This is a genomic window from Comamonas sp. F1-6, from assembly GCF_039581415.1.
Lineage (GTDB): Bacteria > Pseudomonadota > Gammaproteobacteria > Burkholderiales > Burkholderiaceae_C > Comamonas > Comamonas thiooxydans.
This window is the reverse complement of the sequence record NZ_JBCPWN010000006.1, coordinates 189,988-209,618: the sequence shown is the minus strand read 5'-3', so window position 1 is coordinate 209,618 and position 19,631 is coordinate 189,988. Positions and strand designations below refer to the sequence as shown.

Annotated in this window: 16 protein-coding genes; 11 read left to right on the top strand and 5 right to left on the bottom strand. The window is 62.9% G+C overall.

Features of this window, described 5'->3' with window-relative positions; all coding sequences use genetic code 11:
• The first annotated feature begins 38 nt into the window (after nucleotides 1–38).
• The 4 genes from AAIL66_RS08965 (at nucleotide 39) to dctP (ending at nucleotide 5,546) form a co-directional block, all read left to right on the top strand.
• On the top strand, nucleotides 39–980 hold the full coding sequence (locus tag AAIL66_RS08965) for a polyprenyl synthetase family protein (protein WP_045839982.1): 942 nt from the start codon (nucleotides 39–41) through the stop codon (nucleotides 978–980).
• 65 nt (nucleotides 981–1,045) lie between these two features.
• The gene (gene dxs, locus AAIL66_RS08960; RefSeq protein ID WP_034352851.1) at nucleotides 1,046–2,914 is read left to right on the top strand and encodes a 1-deoxy-D-xylulose-5-phosphate synthase; all 1,869 of its coding nucleotides are present in this window, start codon (nucleotides 1,046–1,048) and stop codon (nucleotides 2,912–2,914) included.
• A 279-nt stretch (nucleotides 2,915–3,193) separates the two neighbouring features.
• Nucleotides 3,194–4,276, top strand: coding sequence for an ABC transporter substrate-binding protein (locus AAIL66_RS08955; RefSeq protein WP_034352848.1), 1,083 nt, complete (start codon nucleotides 3,194–3,196; stop codon nucleotides 4,274–4,276).
• 187 nt (nucleotides 4,277–4,463) lie between these two features.
• Nucleotides 4,464–5,546 carry a TRAP transporter substrate-binding protein DctP gene (dctP, locus tag AAIL66_RS08950; protein WP_003069176.1) on the top strand — a complete coding sequence of 361 codons (1,083 nt, stop codon included), beginning with the start codon at nucleotides 4,464–4,466 and terminating at the stop codon, nucleotides 5,544–5,546.
• 84 nt (nucleotides 5,547–5,630) lie between these two features.
• Here dctP and AAIL66_RS08945 read toward each other — a convergent pair whose 3' ends face one another.
• The 4 genes from AAIL66_RS08945 to AAIL66_RS08930 form a co-directional block, all read right to left on the bottom strand.
• Nucleotides 5,631–6,182: a hypothetical protein gene (locus AAIL66_RS08945; RefSeq protein ID WP_034352845.1), complete on the bottom strand. Its 552-nt coding sequence runs from the start codon at nucleotides 6,180–6,182 to the stop codon at nucleotides 5,631–5,633.
• 105 nt (nucleotides 6,183–6,287) lie between these two features.
• Nucleotides 6,288–8,129 (bottom strand): TRAP transporter large permease subunit, encoded by a 1,842-nt coding sequence (locus AAIL66_RS08940; RefSeq protein WP_045839907.1) that lies wholly within the window; start codon nucleotides 8,127–8,129, stop codon nucleotides 6,288–6,290.
• A gap of 19 nt (nucleotides 8,130–8,148) precedes the next feature.
• Nucleotides 8,149–8,769 carry a TRAP transporter small permease subunit gene (locus tag AAIL66_RS08935; RefSeq protein ID WP_003069181.1) on the bottom strand — a complete coding sequence of 207 codons (621 nt, stop codon included), beginning with the start codon at nucleotides 8,767–8,769 and terminating at the stop codon, nucleotides 8,149–8,151.
• 346 nt (nucleotides 8,770–9,115) lie between these two features.
• Nucleotides 9,116–10,288 (bottom strand): helix-turn-helix domain-containing protein, encoded by a 1,173-nt coding sequence (locus AAIL66_RS08930; protein WP_343496525.1) that lies wholly within the window; start codon nucleotides 10,286–10,288, stop codon nucleotides 9,116–9,118.
• Nucleotides 10,289–10,446: 158 nt separating this feature from the next.
• Here AAIL66_RS08930 and AAIL66_RS08925 point away from each other — a divergent pair, with 158 nt between their 5' ends.
• The 6 genes from AAIL66_RS08925 (at nucleotide 10,447) to AAIL66_RS08900 (ending at nucleotide 17,150) form a co-directional block, all read left to right on the top strand.
• Nucleotides 10,447–10,917, top strand: coding sequence for a (2Fe-2S)-binding protein (locus AAIL66_RS08925; RefSeq protein WP_034352836.1), 471 nt, complete (start codon nucleotides 10,447–10,449; stop codon nucleotides 10,915–10,917).
• Between the two features lie 33 nt (nucleotides 10,918–10,950).
• Entirely contained in the window at nucleotides 10,951–13,338 is a 2,388-nt protein-coding gene (locus AAIL66_RS08920) for a xanthine dehydrogenase family protein molybdopterin-binding subunit (protein WP_343496524.1), read from the top strand.
• Nucleotides 13,339–13,384: 46 nt separating this feature from the next.
• Complete coding sequence (locus tag AAIL66_RS08915; RefSeq protein ID WP_343496523.1) at nucleotides 13,385–14,170, top strand: xanthine dehydrogenase family protein subunit M; 786 nt, start codon at nucleotides 13,385–13,387, stop codon at nucleotides 14,168–14,170.
• A 170-nt stretch (nucleotides 14,171–14,340) separates the two neighbouring features.
• Nucleotides 14,341–15,261 (top strand): MoxR family ATPase, encoded by a 921-nt coding sequence (locus AAIL66_RS08910; RefSeq protein ID WP_253233330.1) that lies wholly within the window; start codon nucleotides 14,341–14,343, stop codon nucleotides 15,259–15,261.
• Nucleotides 15,248–16,489: a VWA domain-containing protein gene (locus tag AAIL66_RS08905; protein WP_253233331.1), complete on the top strand. Its 1,242-nt coding sequence runs from the start codon at nucleotides 15,248–15,250 to the stop codon at nucleotides 16,487–16,489. Before AAIL66_RS08910 ends, AAIL66_RS08905 begins: the two co-directional genes overlap by 14 nt.
• Before the next feature lie 13 nt (nucleotides 16,490–16,502).
• Nucleotides 16,503–17,150: a carbon monoxide dehydrogenase subunit G gene (locus AAIL66_RS08900; protein WP_034409473.1), complete on the top strand. Its 648-nt coding sequence runs from the start codon at nucleotides 16,503–16,505 to the stop codon at nucleotides 17,148–17,150.
• Nucleotides 17,151–17,214: 64 nt separating this feature from the next.
• On the opposite strand, the gene AAIL66_RS08895 is transcribed toward AAIL66_RS08900, so the two are convergent.
• Nucleotides 17,215–17,598 (bottom strand): nuclear transport factor 2 family protein, encoded by a 384-nt coding sequence (locus AAIL66_RS08895; RefSeq protein ID WP_003069196.1) that lies wholly within the window; start codon nucleotides 17,596–17,598, stop codon nucleotides 17,215–17,217.
• Nucleotides 17,599–17,866: 268 nt separating this feature from the next.
• Here AAIL66_RS08895 and AAIL66_RS08890 point away from each other — a divergent pair, with 268 nt between their 5' ends.
• Nucleotides 17,867–19,630 carry an MdtA/MuxA family multidrug efflux RND transporter periplasmic adaptor subunit gene (locus AAIL66_RS08890; RefSeq protein ID WP_343496522.1) on the top strand — a complete coding sequence of 588 codons (1,764 nt, stop codon included), beginning with the start codon at nucleotides 17,867–17,869 and terminating at the stop codon, nucleotides 19,628–19,630.
• Nucleotide 19,631: the final 1 nt, after the last annotated feature.

Sequence of the window (19,631 nt, the reverse complement as noted above, 5' to 3'; positions counted from 1 at the left end):
TCCCGGCGTCCGCGCTTTTTGCCTTGAAGATGCAGCCCATGAATGAATCAATGATTGCCGAACCATCGACGCCTTTGAACGAGGGCAAGCCTGCCCTGGATTTTTCCGTCTGGATGCAGGAGCGACTGGCGCGCACCGAAGATGCGCTGTCGCGCTGGGTGGGCATCAATGCACCTGCGGGCCTGGGCGAGGCCATGCGCTACGCCGTGCTCGATGGCGGCAAGCGCTTGCGACCGCTGCTGGTCTGGGCGGCCGCCGAGGCGGTGGGCGGTCTGGCTGCGGCCACGCTGCGCGCAGGTTGTGCCGTAGAACTGATTCACGCTTATTCCCTGGTGCACGACGACATGCCCTGCATGGACAATGACACCATGCGCCGTGGCAAGCCCACCGTGCATGTGCAGTTTGGCGAAGCCTCGGCCCTGCTGGCCGGCGATGCCCTGCAGGCCCTGGCGTTCGAGTTGTTGCTGCCTGACGACGACGGCATTCCCTGCTCCATGCAGGCCAGGCTGTGCCGCCTGCTTGGCGCAGCGGCGGGCAGCCAAGGCATGGCCGGCGGCCAGGCCATTGACCTGGCCAGCGTGGGCAAGCAACTGAGCGAGGCGCAGTTGCGCGAGATGCACCGTCTCAAGACCGGTGCGCTGCTGTTGGGCAGCGTGCTCATGGGGGCCGCCTGCAATGCACAGACCGATGCCCGGGCACTGGCCGCGCTGACCGACTATGGCCAGGCACTGGGCGTGGCCTTCCAGGTGGTGGACGACATTCTGGATGTGGTGGCCGACTCCGCAACGCTGGGCAAGACGGCCGGCAAGGATGCGGCCAATGACAAGCCCACTTTTGTGTCGCTGCTGGGGCTGGAGGCGGCAAGAGCCCATGCCGAGCAGTTGCGCCAGCAGGCTCACGCCGCCTTGACGCGCAGCGGATTGGCCGACACCCAGGCCCTGGCCGCACTGGCCGATATGGTTGTGCAGCGCACCCACTGAAATTTAATAGAGAAGCCCTGTAATCCAGTATTGGTAAACACTAGCAGCTATTAAAAATATAGAACATGTCCACGAATACTTCTTCCCTGCTGCACAGCATCAACGATCCCGCAGACATGCGCGGCCTCTCGCGCTCCCAGCTCAAAAGCCTGGCCGCAGAGCTGCGCACCTATGTGATCGACAGCGTTTCCAGGACTGGCGGGCACCTCAGCTCCAACCTGGGGACGGTGGAGTTGACCGTGGCGCTGCACTCGGTGTTCAACACGCCCTATGACCGCATCGTCTGGGATGTGGGCCATCAGACTTATCCGCACAAGATATTGACCGGTCGCCGTGATCGCATGGGCACGCTGCGCCAGTTCGGTGGCCTGTCCGGCTTTCCCCAGCGGGCCGAGAGCGAATACGACACCTTTGGCACGGCGCACTCGTCGACCAGCATCTCTGCTGCGCTGGGCATGGCTTTGGCCGCCAAGCAAAAAGGTGAAGACCGGCGGGCCATTGCCGTGATCGGTGACGGCGCGATGACGGCCGGCATGGCTTTCGAGGCGCTGAACAACGGCGGCGTGCATGACGCCAACCTGCTGGTCATCCTCAATGACAACGACATGAGCATCAGCCCGCCCGTGGGCGCGCTCAATCGCTATCTGGCCCAGCTGATGAGCGGCCAGTTCTACGCCAAGGCCCGTGATGTGGGCAAGAGCGTCCTGAAGCAGGTGCCGCCCTTGCTGGAGCTGGCCAAGCGTCTGGAACAACAGGCCAAGGGCATGGTCGTGCCTGCCACCATGTTCGAGCAATTCGGCTTCAACTACATCGGTCCCATCGATGGTCATGATCTCGATTCGCTGATTCCCACGCTGGAGAATATCAAGGGTCTCAAGGGTCCTCAGTTCCTGCATGTGGTCACCAAGAAAGGCCAGGGCTACAAGCTGGCCGAGGCCGACCCCGTGGCCTATCACGGCCCCGGGAAATTCGACCCGGCGGTCGGTCTGGTCAAGCCAGCCACGCCTGCCAAGCAGACCTTCACCCAGGTGTTTGGTCACTGGCTCTGCGATATGGCGGCCAAGGACCAGCGTCTGGTCGGCATCACACCCGCCATGCGCGAGGGCTCGGGCATGGTGGAGTTCCACAAGCGCTTTCCCGGCCGCTATTACGACGTGGGCATCGCCGAGCAGCATGCAGTCACTTTCGCCGGCGGTATGGCCTGCGAAGGCGTCAAGCCCGTGGTGGCCATCTATTCCACTTTCTTGCAGCGTGCCTATGACCAGCTGATCCACGACGTTGCGCTGCAGAACCTGCCTGTGGTGTTTGCGCTGGACCGCGCCGGTCTGGTGGGCGCCGACGGTGCCACACACGCTGGCGCTTACGACATCGCCTTTGTGCGCTGCATTCCCAATATGAGCATGGCCTGCCCGGCGGACGAACGTGAAACGCGCCAGTTGCTGACCACGGCCTATGAGCAGGATCACCCTGTCTGCGTGCGCTACCCGCGCGGCGCCGGGGTGGGCGTGACTCCGCTTGACAGCCTGGAAGGCCTGCCCTTTGGCAAGGGCGAGATGCGCCGTGAGTCGGCCTCCAAAAAGGTGGCGATTCTGGCCTTCGGCAGCTTGCTGTACCCGGCCTTGCAGGCTGCCGAAGCCTTGGATGCCAGCGTGGCCAATATGCGCTGGGCCAAGCCTCTCGATGAAGAGCTGTTGCTCCAGATCGCTGCAGATCATGAGCTCATCGTCACGCTGGAAGAAGGCTGCGTCATGGGGGGCGCTGGCAGTGCCGTCATGGAGAGCCTTGCCGCCCATGGCCTGAGCAAGAGCGTGCTGCAGCTGGGGCTGCCCGACGAGTTCATCGAGCATGGCGACCCCGCCAAGCTGCTTGCGCTGCAGGGGCTGGATGCGGCAGGCATCGAGGCCTCCATCCGAAAGCGTCTGGCTGCGGGCTGAGGCGACAGGGACATCGTTTACGCAAAACGGGTTCAGGCAGATGCACGCTCCAGATGGGGCAGGCCGTTGCTGCATCCTTGTTTGCGTAAGTCCTGATGGACTGAAACCAGGCCCTTCATCGAAGGGCCTTTTTCTTTGCTTGTCGTCAAGAAAACTGACGGCAACCGCGAATCGCCACACGGCCGGCGTCTGCGTTTCTAGAATGCCTGTGGCTGCCGGCCTGTGATCAGGCTGTTGCAGCCGGCTTTGCAATGGACAACTACTAGCGGAGAAATATTCATGGATCGTCGCTCACTCGTCAAACATGTGGGCATGGCTGGTGTGCTGGCAGCGGGCGTGGCTCCTGCGGTGCGCAGCCAGGAAGTGCTGCGCTGGCGCTTGGTGACGAGTTTTCCCAAAGTCCTTGACGCCATTTCTGGCGGAGCAGAAAAATTTGCCCAATCTCTGCGCTTCATGTCCGGTGGGCAGATCGAGGTCAGCGTGCACTCTGCAGGTGAGCTGATGCCTGCCTTTGGCGTGATGGAGGGGGTGCAGAACGGCTCGGTCGAAATGGCTTTGACCGCTCCCTACTATTTCACCGACAAGGACTATTGCTTTGCACTGGGCTGCGCCGTGCCCTTTGGTCTGACGGCGCGGCAGATGGATGCCTGGATGGAGTGGGGCGGCGGGCGCAAGCTCATGGATGACTTCTACGCCCAGTACAACATCAAGAGTCTGAGTGCCGGCAACACCGGCACGCAGATGGGGGGCTGGTACCGCAAGGAAATCAGGACCGTGCAGGATCTGCATGGTCTGCGCATGCGCGCTGGCGGCGGCTTGCTGGGTGATGCGCTGCAAAAGCTGGGCGTGCAGGCCGTCAACATGCCAATTGCCGATGCGCAGCAGGCGCTGGAAAAGAACCGCCTCGATGCGGTGGAGTTCGTCGGCCCTTATGACGACCAGAAGCTGGGCTTCGGCAAGATCGCGCCTTACTACTACTATCCGGGCTGGTGGGAGGGCGGTGCAGAGCTGGCCTATTTCATCAATGCCAAGGCCTTTGCGGCCCTGACGCCCGAGCTGCGCGCCATGGTGGAGGCCGCAGCGGCGCTGGCCGCCAAGGATCTGACTGCCAAGTACCTGGCGTACAACCCCGCAGCGCTCAAGAAGCTGCTCAGCGAACGCGTGCAACTGCGAGCCTTTCCGCGCGAGCTCATGGATGCGGGGTTCAAGGCCGTGATGGCCACCATGGCCGAGCATGAGGGCAGGTCGGCGCAGTTCAAGAAAATTCACAGAAGCATGCGCGGATTTCAGCACGACCAGTTGCTCTGGGATCGTTTCTCCGAGTTCCGCTATGCCAGCTATATGAGTGCGGTACGTCTGTAGTGATTGATTGTTTTCAATTGGGCATCAGACTTGATGCGCATCACTAGGTAGAACTTCTTAAGCGAACGGTCACTTTTTAGCGCTTGCGAAACGGTTGGCTCGTGTACATTTTGTGCCTGTTGCATAAAACAAGCTGGCATAGATCAGTGGTCTGTATCAGCTCAATTCGTTCCTCAAGGAGACTAAAGTGGATCGTCGTTCCATTCTGAAAAATGCCGGTATCGCCGGCGTTCTGGCCGCGGGTGCAGCACCTGCTGTTCACGCCCAGGCCGCTGTGCGCTGGCGCCTGGCCTCCAGCTTCCCCAAGTCGCTGGACACCATCTTCGGCAGTGCTGAAAAGCTGTCGCAACTGGTCAAGGCCATGTCGGGCGGCAAGTTCGAGATTTCGGTGCACCCCGCTGGCGAGCTGATGCCCGCTTTCGGTGTGGTGGATGCGCTGCAGGGCGATACCATTGACATGGCGCAGACCGCTGCCTACTACTTCACCGGCAAGGACCCCATCTTCGCCTTCAGCTGCGCCGTGCCCTTCGGCCTGACCGCACTGCAGATGAACGGCTGGAAGGATCATGGCAACGGCCGCAAGCTCCTTGACGCCTTCTTTGCCAAGTACAACTTCAAGACCGCATCGGCCGGCAACACCACGACCCAGATGGGCGGCTGGTATCGCAAGGAAATCAAGACCGTGGAAGACCTCAAGGGTCTGAAGATGCGTCTGGGCGGCGGCGTGTTCGGCGAGGCCATGGCCAAGCTGGGCGTGGTGGCGCAGAACATGCCCGCAGGCGATGTTTACCAGGCTCTGGAAAAGGGTACGCTGGACGCCGTGGAGTTCGTCGGTCCCTACGACGATGAAAAGCTGGGCTTCAACAAGGTTGCGCCTTACTACTACTACCCCGGCTGGTGGGAAGGCTCTGCCGAGCTGGAGTTCTTCATCAACATCAAGAAGTACAACGCGCTGTCGCCCGAGAACAAGGCGATCCTGGACGCCGCAACCCGCGTGGCTGCCGCTGATATGACCAGCAAGTACCAGGTGTTGAACCCTCAGGCCATCAAGCGCCTGGTGGCCAACAAGACCCAGCTCAAGATGTTCCCCAAGCCTTTGATGGATGCCGGCTTCAAGGCCTCCATGGAAGTGTTTGCCGAGCACGAAGCCAAGTCGCCCGAATTCAAGAAGATCCACCAGGACATGCGCGCCTTCCAGCGCGACCAGATTCTGTGGAACCGCTTCTCCGAGTACCCCTTCAATCAGTACATGGCGACTGCCAAGATCTGATTCCAGTCAGACTCAAGACTGCCGGCGCCATGCGCTGGCTGCAAAAAAACCGCAGCTTGCTGCGGTTTTTTCATGTGCCCGAAATCATGCGAGCCTGAGTTGAGCGGCTCCTGCGTCAGATAGCGCAAACAGCAAATCTTCCAGGGCTTCGACAGGTGCAGAGCCAAGATCTATGGTCGCTTTCACTCCTCCTGCCAGGACTTGCGGGTCCGACATGAAGTGAACGACCTGCTGCAGCCCCGCTGCATCCGGCTCGTTTTCATCATCTCCATCAAACCAATCGTTGAACCAGTCGATGAGTGCCTTGGAGGCCTTCTCTTCTGTCAGACCTTGCACTTCCAGCGACAGCCAGTCCCAGACAAAGGGCTGCAGCTCCACTGCGGAATCACCGATGCGGAAATGAATGGGTTCGAAATCGAGCCGCGTCTGTGAATCCACTTGTACAGGTTCTGCGCTGTCTTCCGATACGGGGATGACATCGACCCGGCAGGGCAGATTCCATGCACCTTCTGTGGCCAGCGTCCCATCGCTGTTGCGATAGGCCGGCTCCACATAAGAGTCCTGGGCATTGGCGGCCTGTGACAGCAGGTCTGCGTACGGTTGACGGATGGCCGTCAGCAATTCGGCGATGGTCATTGCGGTTTTCTGGGAAAACAGCAAATCTATCACTCGGCAACCTCTGCCCAATGAAAAAGCCCCGGCTCTGGCGAGCCGGGGCTGTATCAGCGGAGGGGCGAAGATTTACTTGCTCGCAGGAGCTGCGTTCAGTGAGTCCTGCAGGGCCTTGGCCGGATCATCCGAGCCATAGCCGCCTGCATCGGGTGCGGCCGGGGCAGGCTGGTTGCCTTCGGCAGGGGCCGCTGGCACTGCAGAGCCTTCTTCGCCGCCCTCAGGGGCCCCGAAGGGGTTGTCTGCGCCATAGCCACCGCCAGCATCGTTGAGCTGGTTGAGCATCTCGTCGCCCACCTTGTTCATGTCCACGACCACCGGTTTGTCGAGCGCGCCGGTCACGATGCCGGGGAAGGCGATCAGCACACCCACCATCACCAGCTGAATCAGCACAAAAGGCACGGCACCCTTGTAGATCTGCATGGTGGTGACGGGCTCGATGACCTTATGCGTGACCTTGTCGACGTACTGCTTGTCCGGAGCGACCGAGCGAAGGAAGAACAGTGCAAAACCGAAGGGCGGATGCATGAACGAGGTCTGCATGTTCACGGCCAGCAGCACGCCGAACCAGATCAGGTCGATGCCCATCTTCTCGGCCACGGGTCCCAGCAGCGGCACCACGATGAACGAGAGTTCAAAGTAGTCCAGGAAGAAGGCCAGGAAGAAGATCATGATGTTGACCACGATCAGGAAGCCCACCTGGCCGCCGGGCAGGCTGGTCAGCAGGTGTTCCACCCACTTGGGGCCGTCGGCGGCCTGGAACACCAGGCTGAAGGTGGTTGCGCCGATCATGATGAACATCACGAAGCTAGCCAGCTTGGTGGTCGAGGCCAGGGCCTGCTTGAGCAGGTCCATGTTCAGGCGTCGGCGGGCAAAACCCATGATCAGTGCGGCCATGGCTCCCATGGCGCCGCCTTCTGTCGGAGTCGCAATGCCCAGGAAGATGGTGCCCAGCACGAGGAAGATCAGCAGCAGCGGAGGGATCAGCACAAAGGTCACGCGCTCGGCCAGCTTGGACAGCAGGCCCAGCTTGAGAACCCGGTTGAGCGAGGCGATCACAAAGGCGATGAATGTGCCGCCGCACATGGCGGTGACGATTTTCTCGTCAGTGGGTACATCCAGCACTTCCTTGCCCTGCCACCAGGTGTGAAGGTCGGCCATGTGATTGGCCAGGAAGATGGCCACGATGGTCGAGATGCCCATGACCACGGCCAGCGAGGTATAGCCACCGTTGCCATTGGCTTCGCGGTAGATACGTGCCTCCACAGGCAGGGCAGGCACCATCTTGGGCTTGAAGATGGCCAGAATCACCACCCACAGAACATACAGACCCATGAGCATGAAGCCGGGAATGAAGGCGCCCTTGTACATATCGCCCACGCTCTTGCCCAACTGGTCGGCCATCAGAATCAGCACCAGCGAGGGCGGAATGATCTGTGCCAGCGTGCCAGACGCTGCAATCACGCCCGATGACAGACGACGATCATAGCCATAGCGCAGCATGATGGGCAGAGAGATCAGGCCCATGGAAATCACCGAAGCAGCAACCACGCCGGTGGTGGCGGCCAGCAGTGCACCCACAAAGATCACGGCCAGAGCCAGACCGCCGCGGATGGGACCGAACACCTGGCCGACAGTGTCAAGCAGGTCCTCTGCCATGCCCGAGCGTTCGAGAATCAGGCCCATCAAAGTGAAAAAGGGAACGGCCAGCAAGGTGTCGTTGGCCATGATGCCGATCAGGCGCTGGGGCAGCCAGGCCATCACGGAGGAGGGAAAGACCCCCAGTTCGATGCCCAGAAAGCCGAAGGCCAGGCCTGCAGCCCCCAGGCTGAAGGCTACGGGAAATCCCAGCAGCAAAAAGCAGATCAGCCCCGCAAACATGATGGGGGCGTAGTTGGTAGCGATAAATTCCATCGATTGTCTCCCGCTACCGTTATGCCTTGGCCTGGGCGGCCAGCGCCTCAGCCTGCTTGCGATCGGCTTCGGCACGCAGGGCCTCGGCCAGTTCTTCCTCGGCGCTCTTGTCGCTGAGCTTGCCCATGGGGTCGGGGCCGTCGCCGGTCAGGAAGGCAATGCGCTTGATCAGCTCGGAGATGCCCTGCAGCAGCAGCAAGGTGATGCCCACAGGAATCGCCGTCCATACGGGCCAGCGGATCAGCCCGCCGGGGTTGCCCGACATTTCGCCGGACTGGTACATCTGAATTACCACCGGCATGCTCAGCCACAGAATGGTCAGGCATAGCGGGGTGAGAAAGAAGGCAAAGCCGATGATGTCGATCCAGACCTGGGCCTTTTTGGACAGACGGCTGTTGATCACGTCGATGCGTACATGCTCGCGATGCAGCAGGGTGTAGCCCGCAGCAATCAGAAAGGACCATGCGAACAGATACCACTGGACTTCCAGAAAGGCATTGGAGCTGGTGTCAAAGGCCTTGCGAACAATGGCGTTGGCGGCGCTGATGAAGGTGGCGGCAAATATCAGCCAGATGGAATATTTGCCGACAAAGGCGTTGAGCCTGTCGATAGCCCTGGACAGGGCGAGTAAAGCCTGCATGGTGTCTCCAAAAAGTAGGCTGTGTATGCGTCGCGCTGTTGGGGCTGGTAAGCCTCAGGGCGATCTGAGTTTTTGAACCAAACTGGAGATTCTACGGACGCAGGTATGGTGTTTTTTACAAATACGCACGCAAATGTGGCGTCCGAGCGTCAGTTGTGCCTGCTATATGTACGATAGCTGAAAGTGCACGGCTGGTGCAGCTTATATGATTGTTTTATTGAGGTATTTTGTATTTTTCATGGGCTTGCTTGCTAGTGTGCGCCTGCTGTCGTGGAGGGCGTTTTTGCGCTGAAACTAGGGCAAATCCGTAGAGAGCCAAACTGCATCAGATCCGGTTCAAGACCTCTTATTTGCTGGCCAGCCGGCGATAGAGCGTGGCCCGGCTCAATCCCAGGTTGCGAGCTGCCAAGGTTACATTCCCGTGAGCCTCCTGCATGGCCTGCTGAATCAGCAGCAACTCGCTGGTGCGCAGCGGTGTGGTCATGGCATTGGCAGATGTTGCCTGACAGGCTGCGCCGGAACCCTGCATGACTGGGACACGCAGCAAGGGACCGGCCTGTGCCAGTGCCAGCAGGCGCAGACCGGACCACAGCGGTAGTTGCAGTGGCGCCTCGGGCCGCTGGCGCGCATGTTCGATCAGATGACTCCAGGGCAGGGCCAGCAGCTCATGGCTCTGGATGAGCGAGTCCCCCCCAGGGGCTTGCAGAGGACGCGGCACCAGTTGCCTGGCCACGGTATTGCTGCCCAGCAATCGGCCTTCGGCATCAAATACCATCAGGCCTTCGCCTTCCTGGCCCAGAGGTCCGCCGGGCCAGTTCACGCGCAGCAGCAGGGTATGAGGCAGGGCCCGCAGCAATCGATCTTCGATGGCGCGTGCGCAGCGCAGTGCCAGCAGCAGCAGTTCGGGGCGCTCGGGTACATCAATGCCGGTGATGTCCAGCATGCCCAGACACTCGCCCTGAGGGCCGAATACCGGAGCGCCTGCGCAACTGTAGTCGCGCAGATCGTCAAAGAAATGCTCCTGCCTGTGCAGCCATACCGGGCTGAGTTCGGCCAGTGTCGCGCCTATGGCCGAGGTGCCCACGCCGCGCTCGGACAGATCCACGCCGACACGGCCTACGGCCAGCGCACGCAGATCGCTATGGTCGACGGGACCTTGCACTTCAAGTGCCAGTCCCTGGGCATCGGTCAGCAGGCAGAAGTAGCGCATGGCACCCACGGCCGCGACCAGCTGCGTCATGACCGGGCGTGCAGCCTGCAGCAGCAACTGGTGCTTGTCCTGGGCGTGGCGCAGCGCGTGAGGTCCGAGGGCCTCGAACTCCACTTTTTGCGCGGGATGACGGCCCTGCGCCACGCAGCGCTGCCACGAGCGCCAGAGCCAGGGAGCCAGGCCAGACGGTGCCAGCGCATGGGATGAGTCCATCGCCAGCAACTGCTGCCTGGCCTGGGCAAGCAGGGAATGGCGTGCACCTGGATGCGCTGCGGCTTGCGCGGAAATGGCGGGGCTGGCGGGCGACATGCGGACTCCGGACAGTGTTTCATTTTGAGAATATCTGTGCGTGTTTCGTCTGGCTTGGGGGTCAACCCTAGCGCCTTGCATGGCGGTAACTGCCCACCATAGAGAGTGCGGTTGTGCTTTGTTACCCAATTCTTCGGATAAAGGCAGGAGGCATCACGATGAATGTTCAGTTCACGGTCAATGGCCGCGCGGCCAGCATTGACGTCCCCCCCAATACCTTGCTGGTGCAGGCGCTGCGTGAACAGCTGCGCCTGACGGGCACCCATGTGGGCTGCGATACCAGCCAGTGCGGAGCCTGCACGGTGCTGGTCAATGGCAAGGCCATCAAGTCCTGCACCATGCTGGCCGTGCAGGCCCAGGGCGCAGAGGTGCAGACCATAGAGGGCATGGCCGCTGCCGATGGAACCATGCATCCCATGCAGGCGGCCTTCAAGCAGTGCCATGGCCTGCAGTGCGGCTTCTGCACGCCCGGCATGGTGATGAGTGCGGTGGATCTGTGCCGCCAGAAGCCTCAGGCCACCGATGCCGAGATCCGCGAACTGCTCGAAGGCAATATCTGCCGCTGCACGGGCTACCAGAACATCGTCGCTGCCGTCAAAGTGGGTCGCGACGGCATGAGCGCCAGCTGAGCCGCGCATCACAACTAGAAGAGGAGACACACCATGGGTGCATCTGACTTTTCCAAGCTGCCGCATATCGGCGAAGCCGTTCTGCGCCGCGAGGATGATCGCTTTCTGACCGGCGCAGGCCAGTACACGGACGACATCACGCTGGGCGCGCAGGCCTATGCGGTATTTGTGCGCTCGCCCCATGCCCACGCGAGGCTGCGCAGCGTCAACGTGGATGCCGCCAAGGCGGCGCCAGGCGTGGTCGGCGTGCTCACGGGCGCCGATGTGGCGGCCGCCGGCATCAACGGCCTGCCCTGCGGCTGGCTGATCACCAGCACCAATGGCGAGCCCATGAAGGAGCCGCCGCACCCGATCCTGGCCCTCGATACCGTGCGCTATGTGGGCGACCAGGTGGCCATGGTGGTTGCCGAGACCCTGCAGCAGGCACGCGATGCGGCCGAGCTGGTGGAGGTCGATTACGCGGTGCTGCCTGCGGTCGTGAACGTGGCCGATGCGGCGGGTGGCAAAAAGCCCGGCGCCGTGGTTCACGATATCGCTCCCGACAACCGCTGCTACCAGTGGGCGATAGGCGACAAGGCAGCCGTGGATGCCGTGTTTGCGGGCGCGGCCCATGTGACGCGGCTGGATCTGGTCAACAACCGGCTGATCCCCAATGCCATGGAGCCGCGCGTGGCCATCGGCAGCTACAACCGCGCCATGGATGAGTACACACTGTACGTGGCCAACCAGAACCCGCATGTGGAGCGGCTGCTGATGACGGCTTTCGTCATGGGCCTGCCCGAGAGCAGGGTGCGCGTGATTGCTCCCGATGTGGGCGGCGGCTTCGGCTCCAAGATCTTTCTGTATGCCGAGGATGTCTGCCTGACCTGGGCGGCCAAGAAGCTCAACCGCAATATCAAGTGGACGGCCGATCGCAGCGAGTCCTTTCTGACCGATGCGCATGGCCGCGACCATGTCAGCCATGCCGAGATGGCCATGGACGCCGATGGCAAGTTCCTCGCCATGCGCGTGCACACCGATGCGAACCTGGGCGCCTATCTGTCCACCTTTGCCAGCGCCGTTCCGACGATTCTTTACGCAACGCTGCTGGCGGGGCAGTACACCACGCCGCAAATCCATATCGAGGTCGATGCCTGGTTCACCAACACTTCGCCCGTGGATGCCTACCGGGGTGCAGGCCGCCCCGAGGCCACTTATCTGCTTGAGCGCCTGGTCAGCCGCTGTGCCTGGGAGATGAATCTGTCCCAGGCGGAGATCCGGCGCCGCAACTTCATCACCAGCTTTCCCTATCAGACGCCAGTGGCGCTGCAGTACGACACCGGCGACTACAAGGCCTGCATGGATCAGGCCGAGCAACTGGCCGATGTGGCGGGCTTTGCGACCAGGCGCGCAGCCAGCGAGGCCAAAGGACTCAAGCGCGGCCTGGGCTACAGCAGCTACATCGAGGCCTGTGGCCTTGCTCCCAGCAATATTGCCGGGGCGCTAGGCGCTCGTGCCGGTCTGTTCGAGTGCGGCGAGGTGCGCGTCCATCCCACGGGCAGCGTGACGGTGTTTACGGGCTCGCACAGTCATGGTCAGGGGCATGAGACCACTTTTGCCCAGGTGGTGGCGGCCCGACTGGGCATTCCCGTCGAGCATGTGGAGATCGTCCATGGCGATACGGGCCGCGTGCCCTTTGGCATGGGTACCTATGGCTCGCGCTCCATCAGCGTCGGAGGTGCGGCCATCATGAAGGCGCTGGACAAGATCGAGGCCAAGGCCAAGAAGATTGCCGCCCACCTGATGGAGGCCAGCGATGCCGACATCGACTTCGCGGGAGGCGAGTTCACGGTACGCGGCACCGACAGAAAGCTGCCGTTCGCCCAGATTGCGCTGACGGCCTATGTGCCGCACAACTATCCGCTGGACAAGCTGGAGCCGGGGTTGGACGAGACCGCTTTCTACGACCCCACCAACTTCACTTTCCCGGCCGGCACCTATATCTGCGAGGTCGAGGTGGACCCTGCCACGGGCGTGGTGCGTGTCGACCGCTTCAGTGCCGTGGACGATTTCGGCACCATCATCAACCCCATGATCGTGGAGGGTCAGGTCCATGGCGGACTGGCCCAGGGCATAGGCCAGGCGCTGCTGGAAAACTGCGTCTACGACCGTGACTCGGGTCAGTTGCTGACCGGCAGCTTCATGGACTACGCCATGCCCCGCGCCGACGATCTGCCCGACTTCAAGCTGGGTACGGTCTGCACGCCATGCACCCATAACCCGCTGGGTACCAAGGGCTGCGGCGAGGCCGGGGCCATAGGCTCGCCGCCAGCCGTGATCAATGCCGTGCTCGATGCTCTGCATTCCCTGGGCGTCAAGGATCTGGACATGCCTGCCAGTCCGCACCGCGTGTGGGAAGCCATCGATGCTGCACGCCCCTGACTGTGGCCTGCACACACCTGACTGAGAGGAAGAGAGGACAACACATATGTATGCCTTCAGTTACTCCAATCCCCGGACGCTGGATGAGGTGAGCGCTGCCAGCGGGCAGTTTCTGGCCGGCGGCCAGAGCCTGATTCCTTCCATGAAGCTGCGCCTGGCTCAGCCCGGCGCGATTGTGGACCTCAACCAGGTCGATGGTCTGGCGGGAATCCGCGTCAGCGGTGATCAGGTCGAGATCGGCGCCATGACCCGTCATGCCGATGTCGCCGCCAGCCGCGAGGTGCAGCACGCCATTCCCGCGCTGGCCGAGTTGGCGGGCGGCATTGGCGATCGGCAGGTGCGCGCGCGAGGCACGATGGGCGGCTCGCTGGCCAACAACGACCCCGCGGCATGCTATCCCAGTGCGGTGCTGGGTCTGGGCGCCACCGTGCTCACCCAGCGGCGCGAGATAGCGGCAGACGACTTCTTCCAGGGCATGTACACCACGGCACTGGAAGAGGGCGAGCTGATCAAGGCCGTGCGCTTTCCGGTGCCCAGAAGGGCCGCCTATATCAAGTTCAAGCAGCCCGCTTCGCGCTTTGCGCTTGTGGGCGTGTTTGTGGCGCAGACGGGGCAGGGCGTGCATGTGGCCGTGACCGGCGCGGGACTATCGGTCTTCCGCCACGCAGGCCTGGAAGCGGCGCTCAACCAGAGTCTCACGGCCGCTTCGGCGGCTGCAGTGCCTATCGACGACAGCGAGCTCAACAGCGATCTGCACGCGAGTGCGCGCTACCGGGCGCAGCTGATCAGCGTCCTGACGCAGCGGGCGGTGGATCAACTGCTCTCAGTCTGAGTGGCTTGGCAGCTTTCCCCTCTCTCGCTTCGCGGGAGGGGGCAACAGCCTCGCTGCGGGGCGGCCCTTGCTTGCTGTCTCGTTCTTGCAGAGCGCCCTGGCTTGGTTTTGTTTTGTACTGAATTTGAAGGAAAGTGGCTCTAGCCTATATGGATAAAGCGCAGGCAGCTATGAATACTGATGTGAACAGCGCTTTGGAGTCGGTGGATGGGCTGCTGGCCGCCTTGAAGGAGGTCGGCTATTTCGCGGACCGGCGTCTGGCTACGGCCGTGTTTCTGGCGCTCAGGCTTCAGCGGCCCCTGCTGCTGGAGGGCGAGCCGGGCGTTGGCAAGACCTCGCTGGCTCAGGCGCTGTCCCAGGTGCTGGCGCGGCAGCTGATCCGGCTGCAGTGCTATGACGGCCTGGAGCAGCGTGAAGCGCTGTATGAGTGGAATTACGCGGCGCAGCTGCTGCATCTGCGCGCGGCCGAGCTGCGTGGTGCGGCGGAACTGGAAGCTGTCGAGCAGGAGGTCTATCAGCCGCGCTATCTGGTGCGCCGGCCTTTGCTGCAGGCCCTGCAGGCGCCCGCGCCCGGCGCGGTGCTGCTGATTGACGAGGTGGACCGGGCCGACGAGCCTTTCGAGGCCTTTTTGCTCGAGTATCTGGGAGAGTACCAGGTCAGCATTCCCGAGCTCGGGGTCATCAGGGCCCAACTGCCGCCGGTCACCATTCTTACCAGCAATCGCACGCGTGATCTGCATGACGCGGTCAAGCGCCGCTGTCTCTATCACTGGCTGGACTATCCCGAGCGCGAGCGCGAGCTGGCCATTGTCCAGTCCAAGGTGCCTGAGGCCGCAGCGGCCTTGACCGAGCAGATCGCGCGCTTTGTGGACCGGCTGCGCAGCCGCCCGTTTGCCGATGCCTTCGAGCGCACGCCCGGCATTGCCGAAAGCGTGGAGTGGGCCAAGGCGCTGGTGGCGCTCGACACCCTGGTCATAGACCCCGAGCTGGTGCACGAGACGGCGGGCATTCTGTTCAAGCAGCGTGAGGACGTGGCCGCGCTCACGCCAGAGCGTCTGCAGCAATTGCTGGAGCCCGATGCCACAGCCTGAGCTGCAGGCGCAGGCGCCAGCCCGTTCCGCAAGCGTGAGCTGGTGGGGCGATGCGCGCAGCGGCAAGCTGCCCGTCAATCTGCTGGGGTTTGGCCGAGCCCTGCGCCGCGCGGGGCTGGCGGTGGATGCCGAGCGCCTGGCGCTGGCCCAGCAAGGCCTGATGCTGGTGGGCATGAACCGCGAGGACGTGGCCGCCGCGCTGGAGGCTGTGCTGGTTTCGCGTGAACAGGATCTGGCGGTCTTTCGCGAGCTATTTGCGGCCTACTTTTGCAATCCCGAGGTGGCGCAGCAGCTTCTAAGCCAGTTGCTGCCGGGCGCGCCGGAGGCTGCCAGGCCGCGTCACAGGCCGCGTGTGCAGGAGGCCTTGTCGGCGATTCGCGCCGCACAGCAAAAGACCGCGAGCGAGGAGTTGACGCTGGATGCTGCCATGTCGGCCAGCGACCGACACAGGCTGCAGCATGCGGATTTCAACCAGCTCAGTGCCAGCGAGTACCGCCTGGTGCAGCAGCTGGCGCGCGATATCCGCTTGCCGCTGCCTAGCTATCGCAGTCGCAGAAGCGAGCTGCGCGCCTCGGGACTGCGCGTGCACTGGCCCGCCAGTCTGAAGGCAGCGGCGGCCACGGGCGGCGAGCTGGCTAGTCTCAAATGGCGCAGGCGCAAGCGGCTGCCCATGCCCTGGCTGGCGCTGGTCGATGTCTCGGGCTCCATGGAGCGCTATGTGCGTCTGCTGCTGGCATTTCTGCACCAGGCCACCAGCCCCCGGCGCTATCCGCAGCTGCGCCGCCATGTCTACAGCATGGGAACCGGCCTGCAGGAGCTGAACCGGGCTTTTGCCTACAGCGACCCCGATGCCATGCTGGCCCAGCTCAATCACGACATCGACGATTTCGGCGGCGGTACCTGCCTGGGAGAGTGCCTGGCACAGCTGCGCCGACAGGGGGCGCGCCATCTGGTGGGGCGGCGTACCCTGGTGCTGCTGGTCAGCGACGGGTTGGATACCGGCGACAGTGCGCTGCTGGAGCGGGAGCTGCAGTGGCTGGCCCGGCACAGTGCGCGCATTGTCTGGCTCAACCCCTTGTTGCGTTTTGACGGGTATGCCCCGCTGGCCAAAGGCGCGCAGGTACTGCATCGTCACAGCCATGCCATGCTGGCCGTGCACAACCTGCAGTCGTTGCAGCAACTGGCTGCCCATCTGGCGAAGCTGCTGCAACTGCCACACCGAGATTGAAAAGGAGAACACCATGGAAATGCATGCCAGCCGTCCTCTTGCCGTGAGCCAGCAGCAGGCCTGGGAGGCGCTCAACGATCCGCAAACCTTGCAGCAATGCCTGGCCGGCTGCGAGAAGTTTGAGGATGCGGGCGATGGCTCCTATGCGGTGATCATGTCCGTGAAGATCGGTCCGGTATCGGCCAAGTTCAACGGCCGGGTCACGCTGTCGGACGTGCAGCCGCCCAAGAGCTACACGATTGCCTTTGAAGGGCAGGGCGGTGTGGCCGGCTTTGGCAAGGGCCAGGCCAAGGTGGATCTGACGCCCATCGATGCAGGGCATTGCGAGCTGCAGTACGAGGTGCAGGCCCAGGTCGGCGGCAAGATTGCCCAGCTGGGCCAGCGCCTGATCGACGGTGCGGCCAAGAGCATGGCCGAGGACTTCTTTGCGCGCTTCGAGGCCTTGATGCAGCAGCGCTACCCGAGCGAGCAACCCGAAGACGAAGGCGGTACGGAGGAGCCGGATACACGCTCCTGGGAACACGACGCGGCCTCCACCAGCTACGCCCCGCTGGACGCCACACCCTCGGCGCCGCCGCGCGAATCGTCCGGCATCCCCGTCTGGGCCTGGGGCCTGGGGGCTGTCATCGTGCTGGGCGCGCTCTGGCTGCTGACTCGTTGACCAGCGCATGAATAAAAAAAGCCCCTGAGCCTGAGGCCAGGGGCTTGGTGCAGGTGGCCAAACCTTACTGAGGCTGGGCGTGGAAAGCCTTGTTGGCAATCTTCCAGCCCTGCTCGGTCTTGAGCAGCACAAAGTAGTCGGTGAAGGTCACGGCACCGTGGTAGAGCGTGACCTTGGCCATGGCGGCCGTGCCCACGATGTCAAGGGAGTCGATGACGCGGCGACGCGTGGCTTCGTCGGCAGCGGGCGTGTTCTTGAAGCGCTGGCAGTAGAAGTCCAGGTCCCAGGAGGTCAGCGGGCCTTCGCGCACGGACTCCAGCCGGGCCGTGGGCATGAAGGCTGCGCGCATGTGCTCGGCATTGTCTTCGGCATGGCCGCGCATATACAGCTCCAGCGGCACGCGCACGGCGGCTTCTTCGGGGTGATTGGTCAGGCGTTCGGTGGTCATATGGGTTTCTCCTTGGAGCCGGATTCCCTGCGCCGCATGGCGGACGCAGCAAGGGGCAGTGTCAGCCGCCAAGCATGAGGCCTGAAAAAGCCGTCATTGCTGCTATGAAAGTCAGCACTGTTTAAGTCTCCGAATACGGAACTTCAGCAGGTAAACCCAAGGTAAAGCGGGGGTAAATGCTGGCAAAGCCGGCGCTGCCTGACCCGGGGTTTGATTGCAACTGGATACCATTGGCGCCAATTCAGGCTCGAAATTCCTGCGCTCAACCATGTCCAGCTCATCCAAATTGCACCCCAATCGTCATTCTTTACAGCAGGGCAAGGTCCGGCCCGTCTTGCTTGCCAGTGTGGTGCTCGCCCTGGCAGCCGCTGGCGGTGGCTATTGGTGGTATGCGCAAAAACAGGGTGCAAGCGGCGATACGTCTGCGTCTGCAGCTCCTAAGCAAGGAGCAGGCGGGCCCGGTGCTCGTGCAGGGCGCAATGGTCGCGCAGGGCCGGGCGGCCCCGGCGGCGTGAGCCAGGCTCAGCCTGTGAGCGTAGGCCTGGTGGAGCAGCGCGACATGCGCGTGCTCGTCAGCGCCATCGGTACGATGAATGCACGCGCCACGGCCGTGGTGCGCGCCAAGGTCTCGGGCGAGCTGCTCAAGCTGCACTTCAAGGAGGGGGACGAGGTCAAGGCAGGTCAGTTGCTGGCCGAGATCGACCCGCGCAGCTTTGCGGCTTCGCTGGCGCAGGTGCAGGGCTCTCTGGCACGCGACCAGGCCCAGCTCAAGAATGCGCAGCTCGATCTGCAGCGCTACAAGGAGCTGCAGGCCCAGGACTCGATTGCCCGCCAGCAGGTCGATACCCAGGCCGCGCTGGTGCGCCAGCTGCAGGGCACGGTGGCGGCCGACCAGGGCCAGGTCGATGCGGCCAAGCTGCAGCTGAGCTATACCAGGATCACGGCTCCCATCTCGGGCCGCCTCGGCCTGCGCCAGGCCGACCTCGGCAACGTGGTCAACCCTTCCGATACCAACGGACTGGTGACAATCTCCCAGATTCGCCCCATCGATGCCGTTTTCTCCATCCCCGAAGCCCATGTCGGGACGCTGGCCCAGCAACTGCGCGAGGGCAAGCTCATGCCCGTAGAGCTCTGGGATCGCGAGCAAAAGCAGATGCTGGCCAAGGGCCAGCTCAATGCGCTGGACAACACCATCGACACGACCACGGGCACGGTCAAGGCCAAGGCCTCGTTTGACAACGCCGAGCGCAAACTGTTCGCGAATCAGTTCGTCAACGTCAAGCTGCAGCTGCGCCAGATCGATCAGGCACTGGTCGTGCCCGCGAATGCGGTGCAGAACAACTTTGTCTATCTGGTCAAGCCCGACAACACGGTCACCCAGCGCAAGATCACCGTGGGGGTGACGGACGGTGACTATGTCAGCGTGCGCGGCGAGCTGGAGCCCGGCGACAAGGTGGTGACCGACGGCATCGACCGCCTGCGCGAAGGCGCGCAGGTGACGGTGGTGGACTCCGAAAAGGTCAAGAAGGTCGACCAGGCCGTGCAGGATGCAGCCAACCAGCCGCGCGGCATGATGCGCAACCTCAGTCCCGAGCAGCGTGAAAAAGTCTCCAAGATGACGCCCGAGGAACGCAAGGAGTTCTTCCAGAAGCTGCGCGCCGAGCGTGGTGCCAATGGCGGCAATGCGGGCCCAGGCCAGGGACCTCGCGGCGCGGACGCCCGTGGCGATCAGCCGCGCGAGGCGCAGGGCAGTCCCTCCAAGCCGGACCCCAAGGCAGAAGCCAAGCCGGAGGCCAAGCCTGCGGCTGCGAACGAGGCCAGGCCTCAGGCCGGCGCCGAGCGTGGTGAAGGCGGCGAGGCTCGCACGGAAAGATCCGAGGGTCGGGGTGAGCGCCCCCAGCTGACTCCCGAGCAGCGCGCCAAGCTGGAGGCCCTGTCGCCCGAAGAGCGCCGCGCTTTCTTCCAGAAGCTGCGCGCTGAGCGCGAAGCCAATGGCCAGACCGGTACGGCAGCCGGTGGCACGGGTCGCTGAG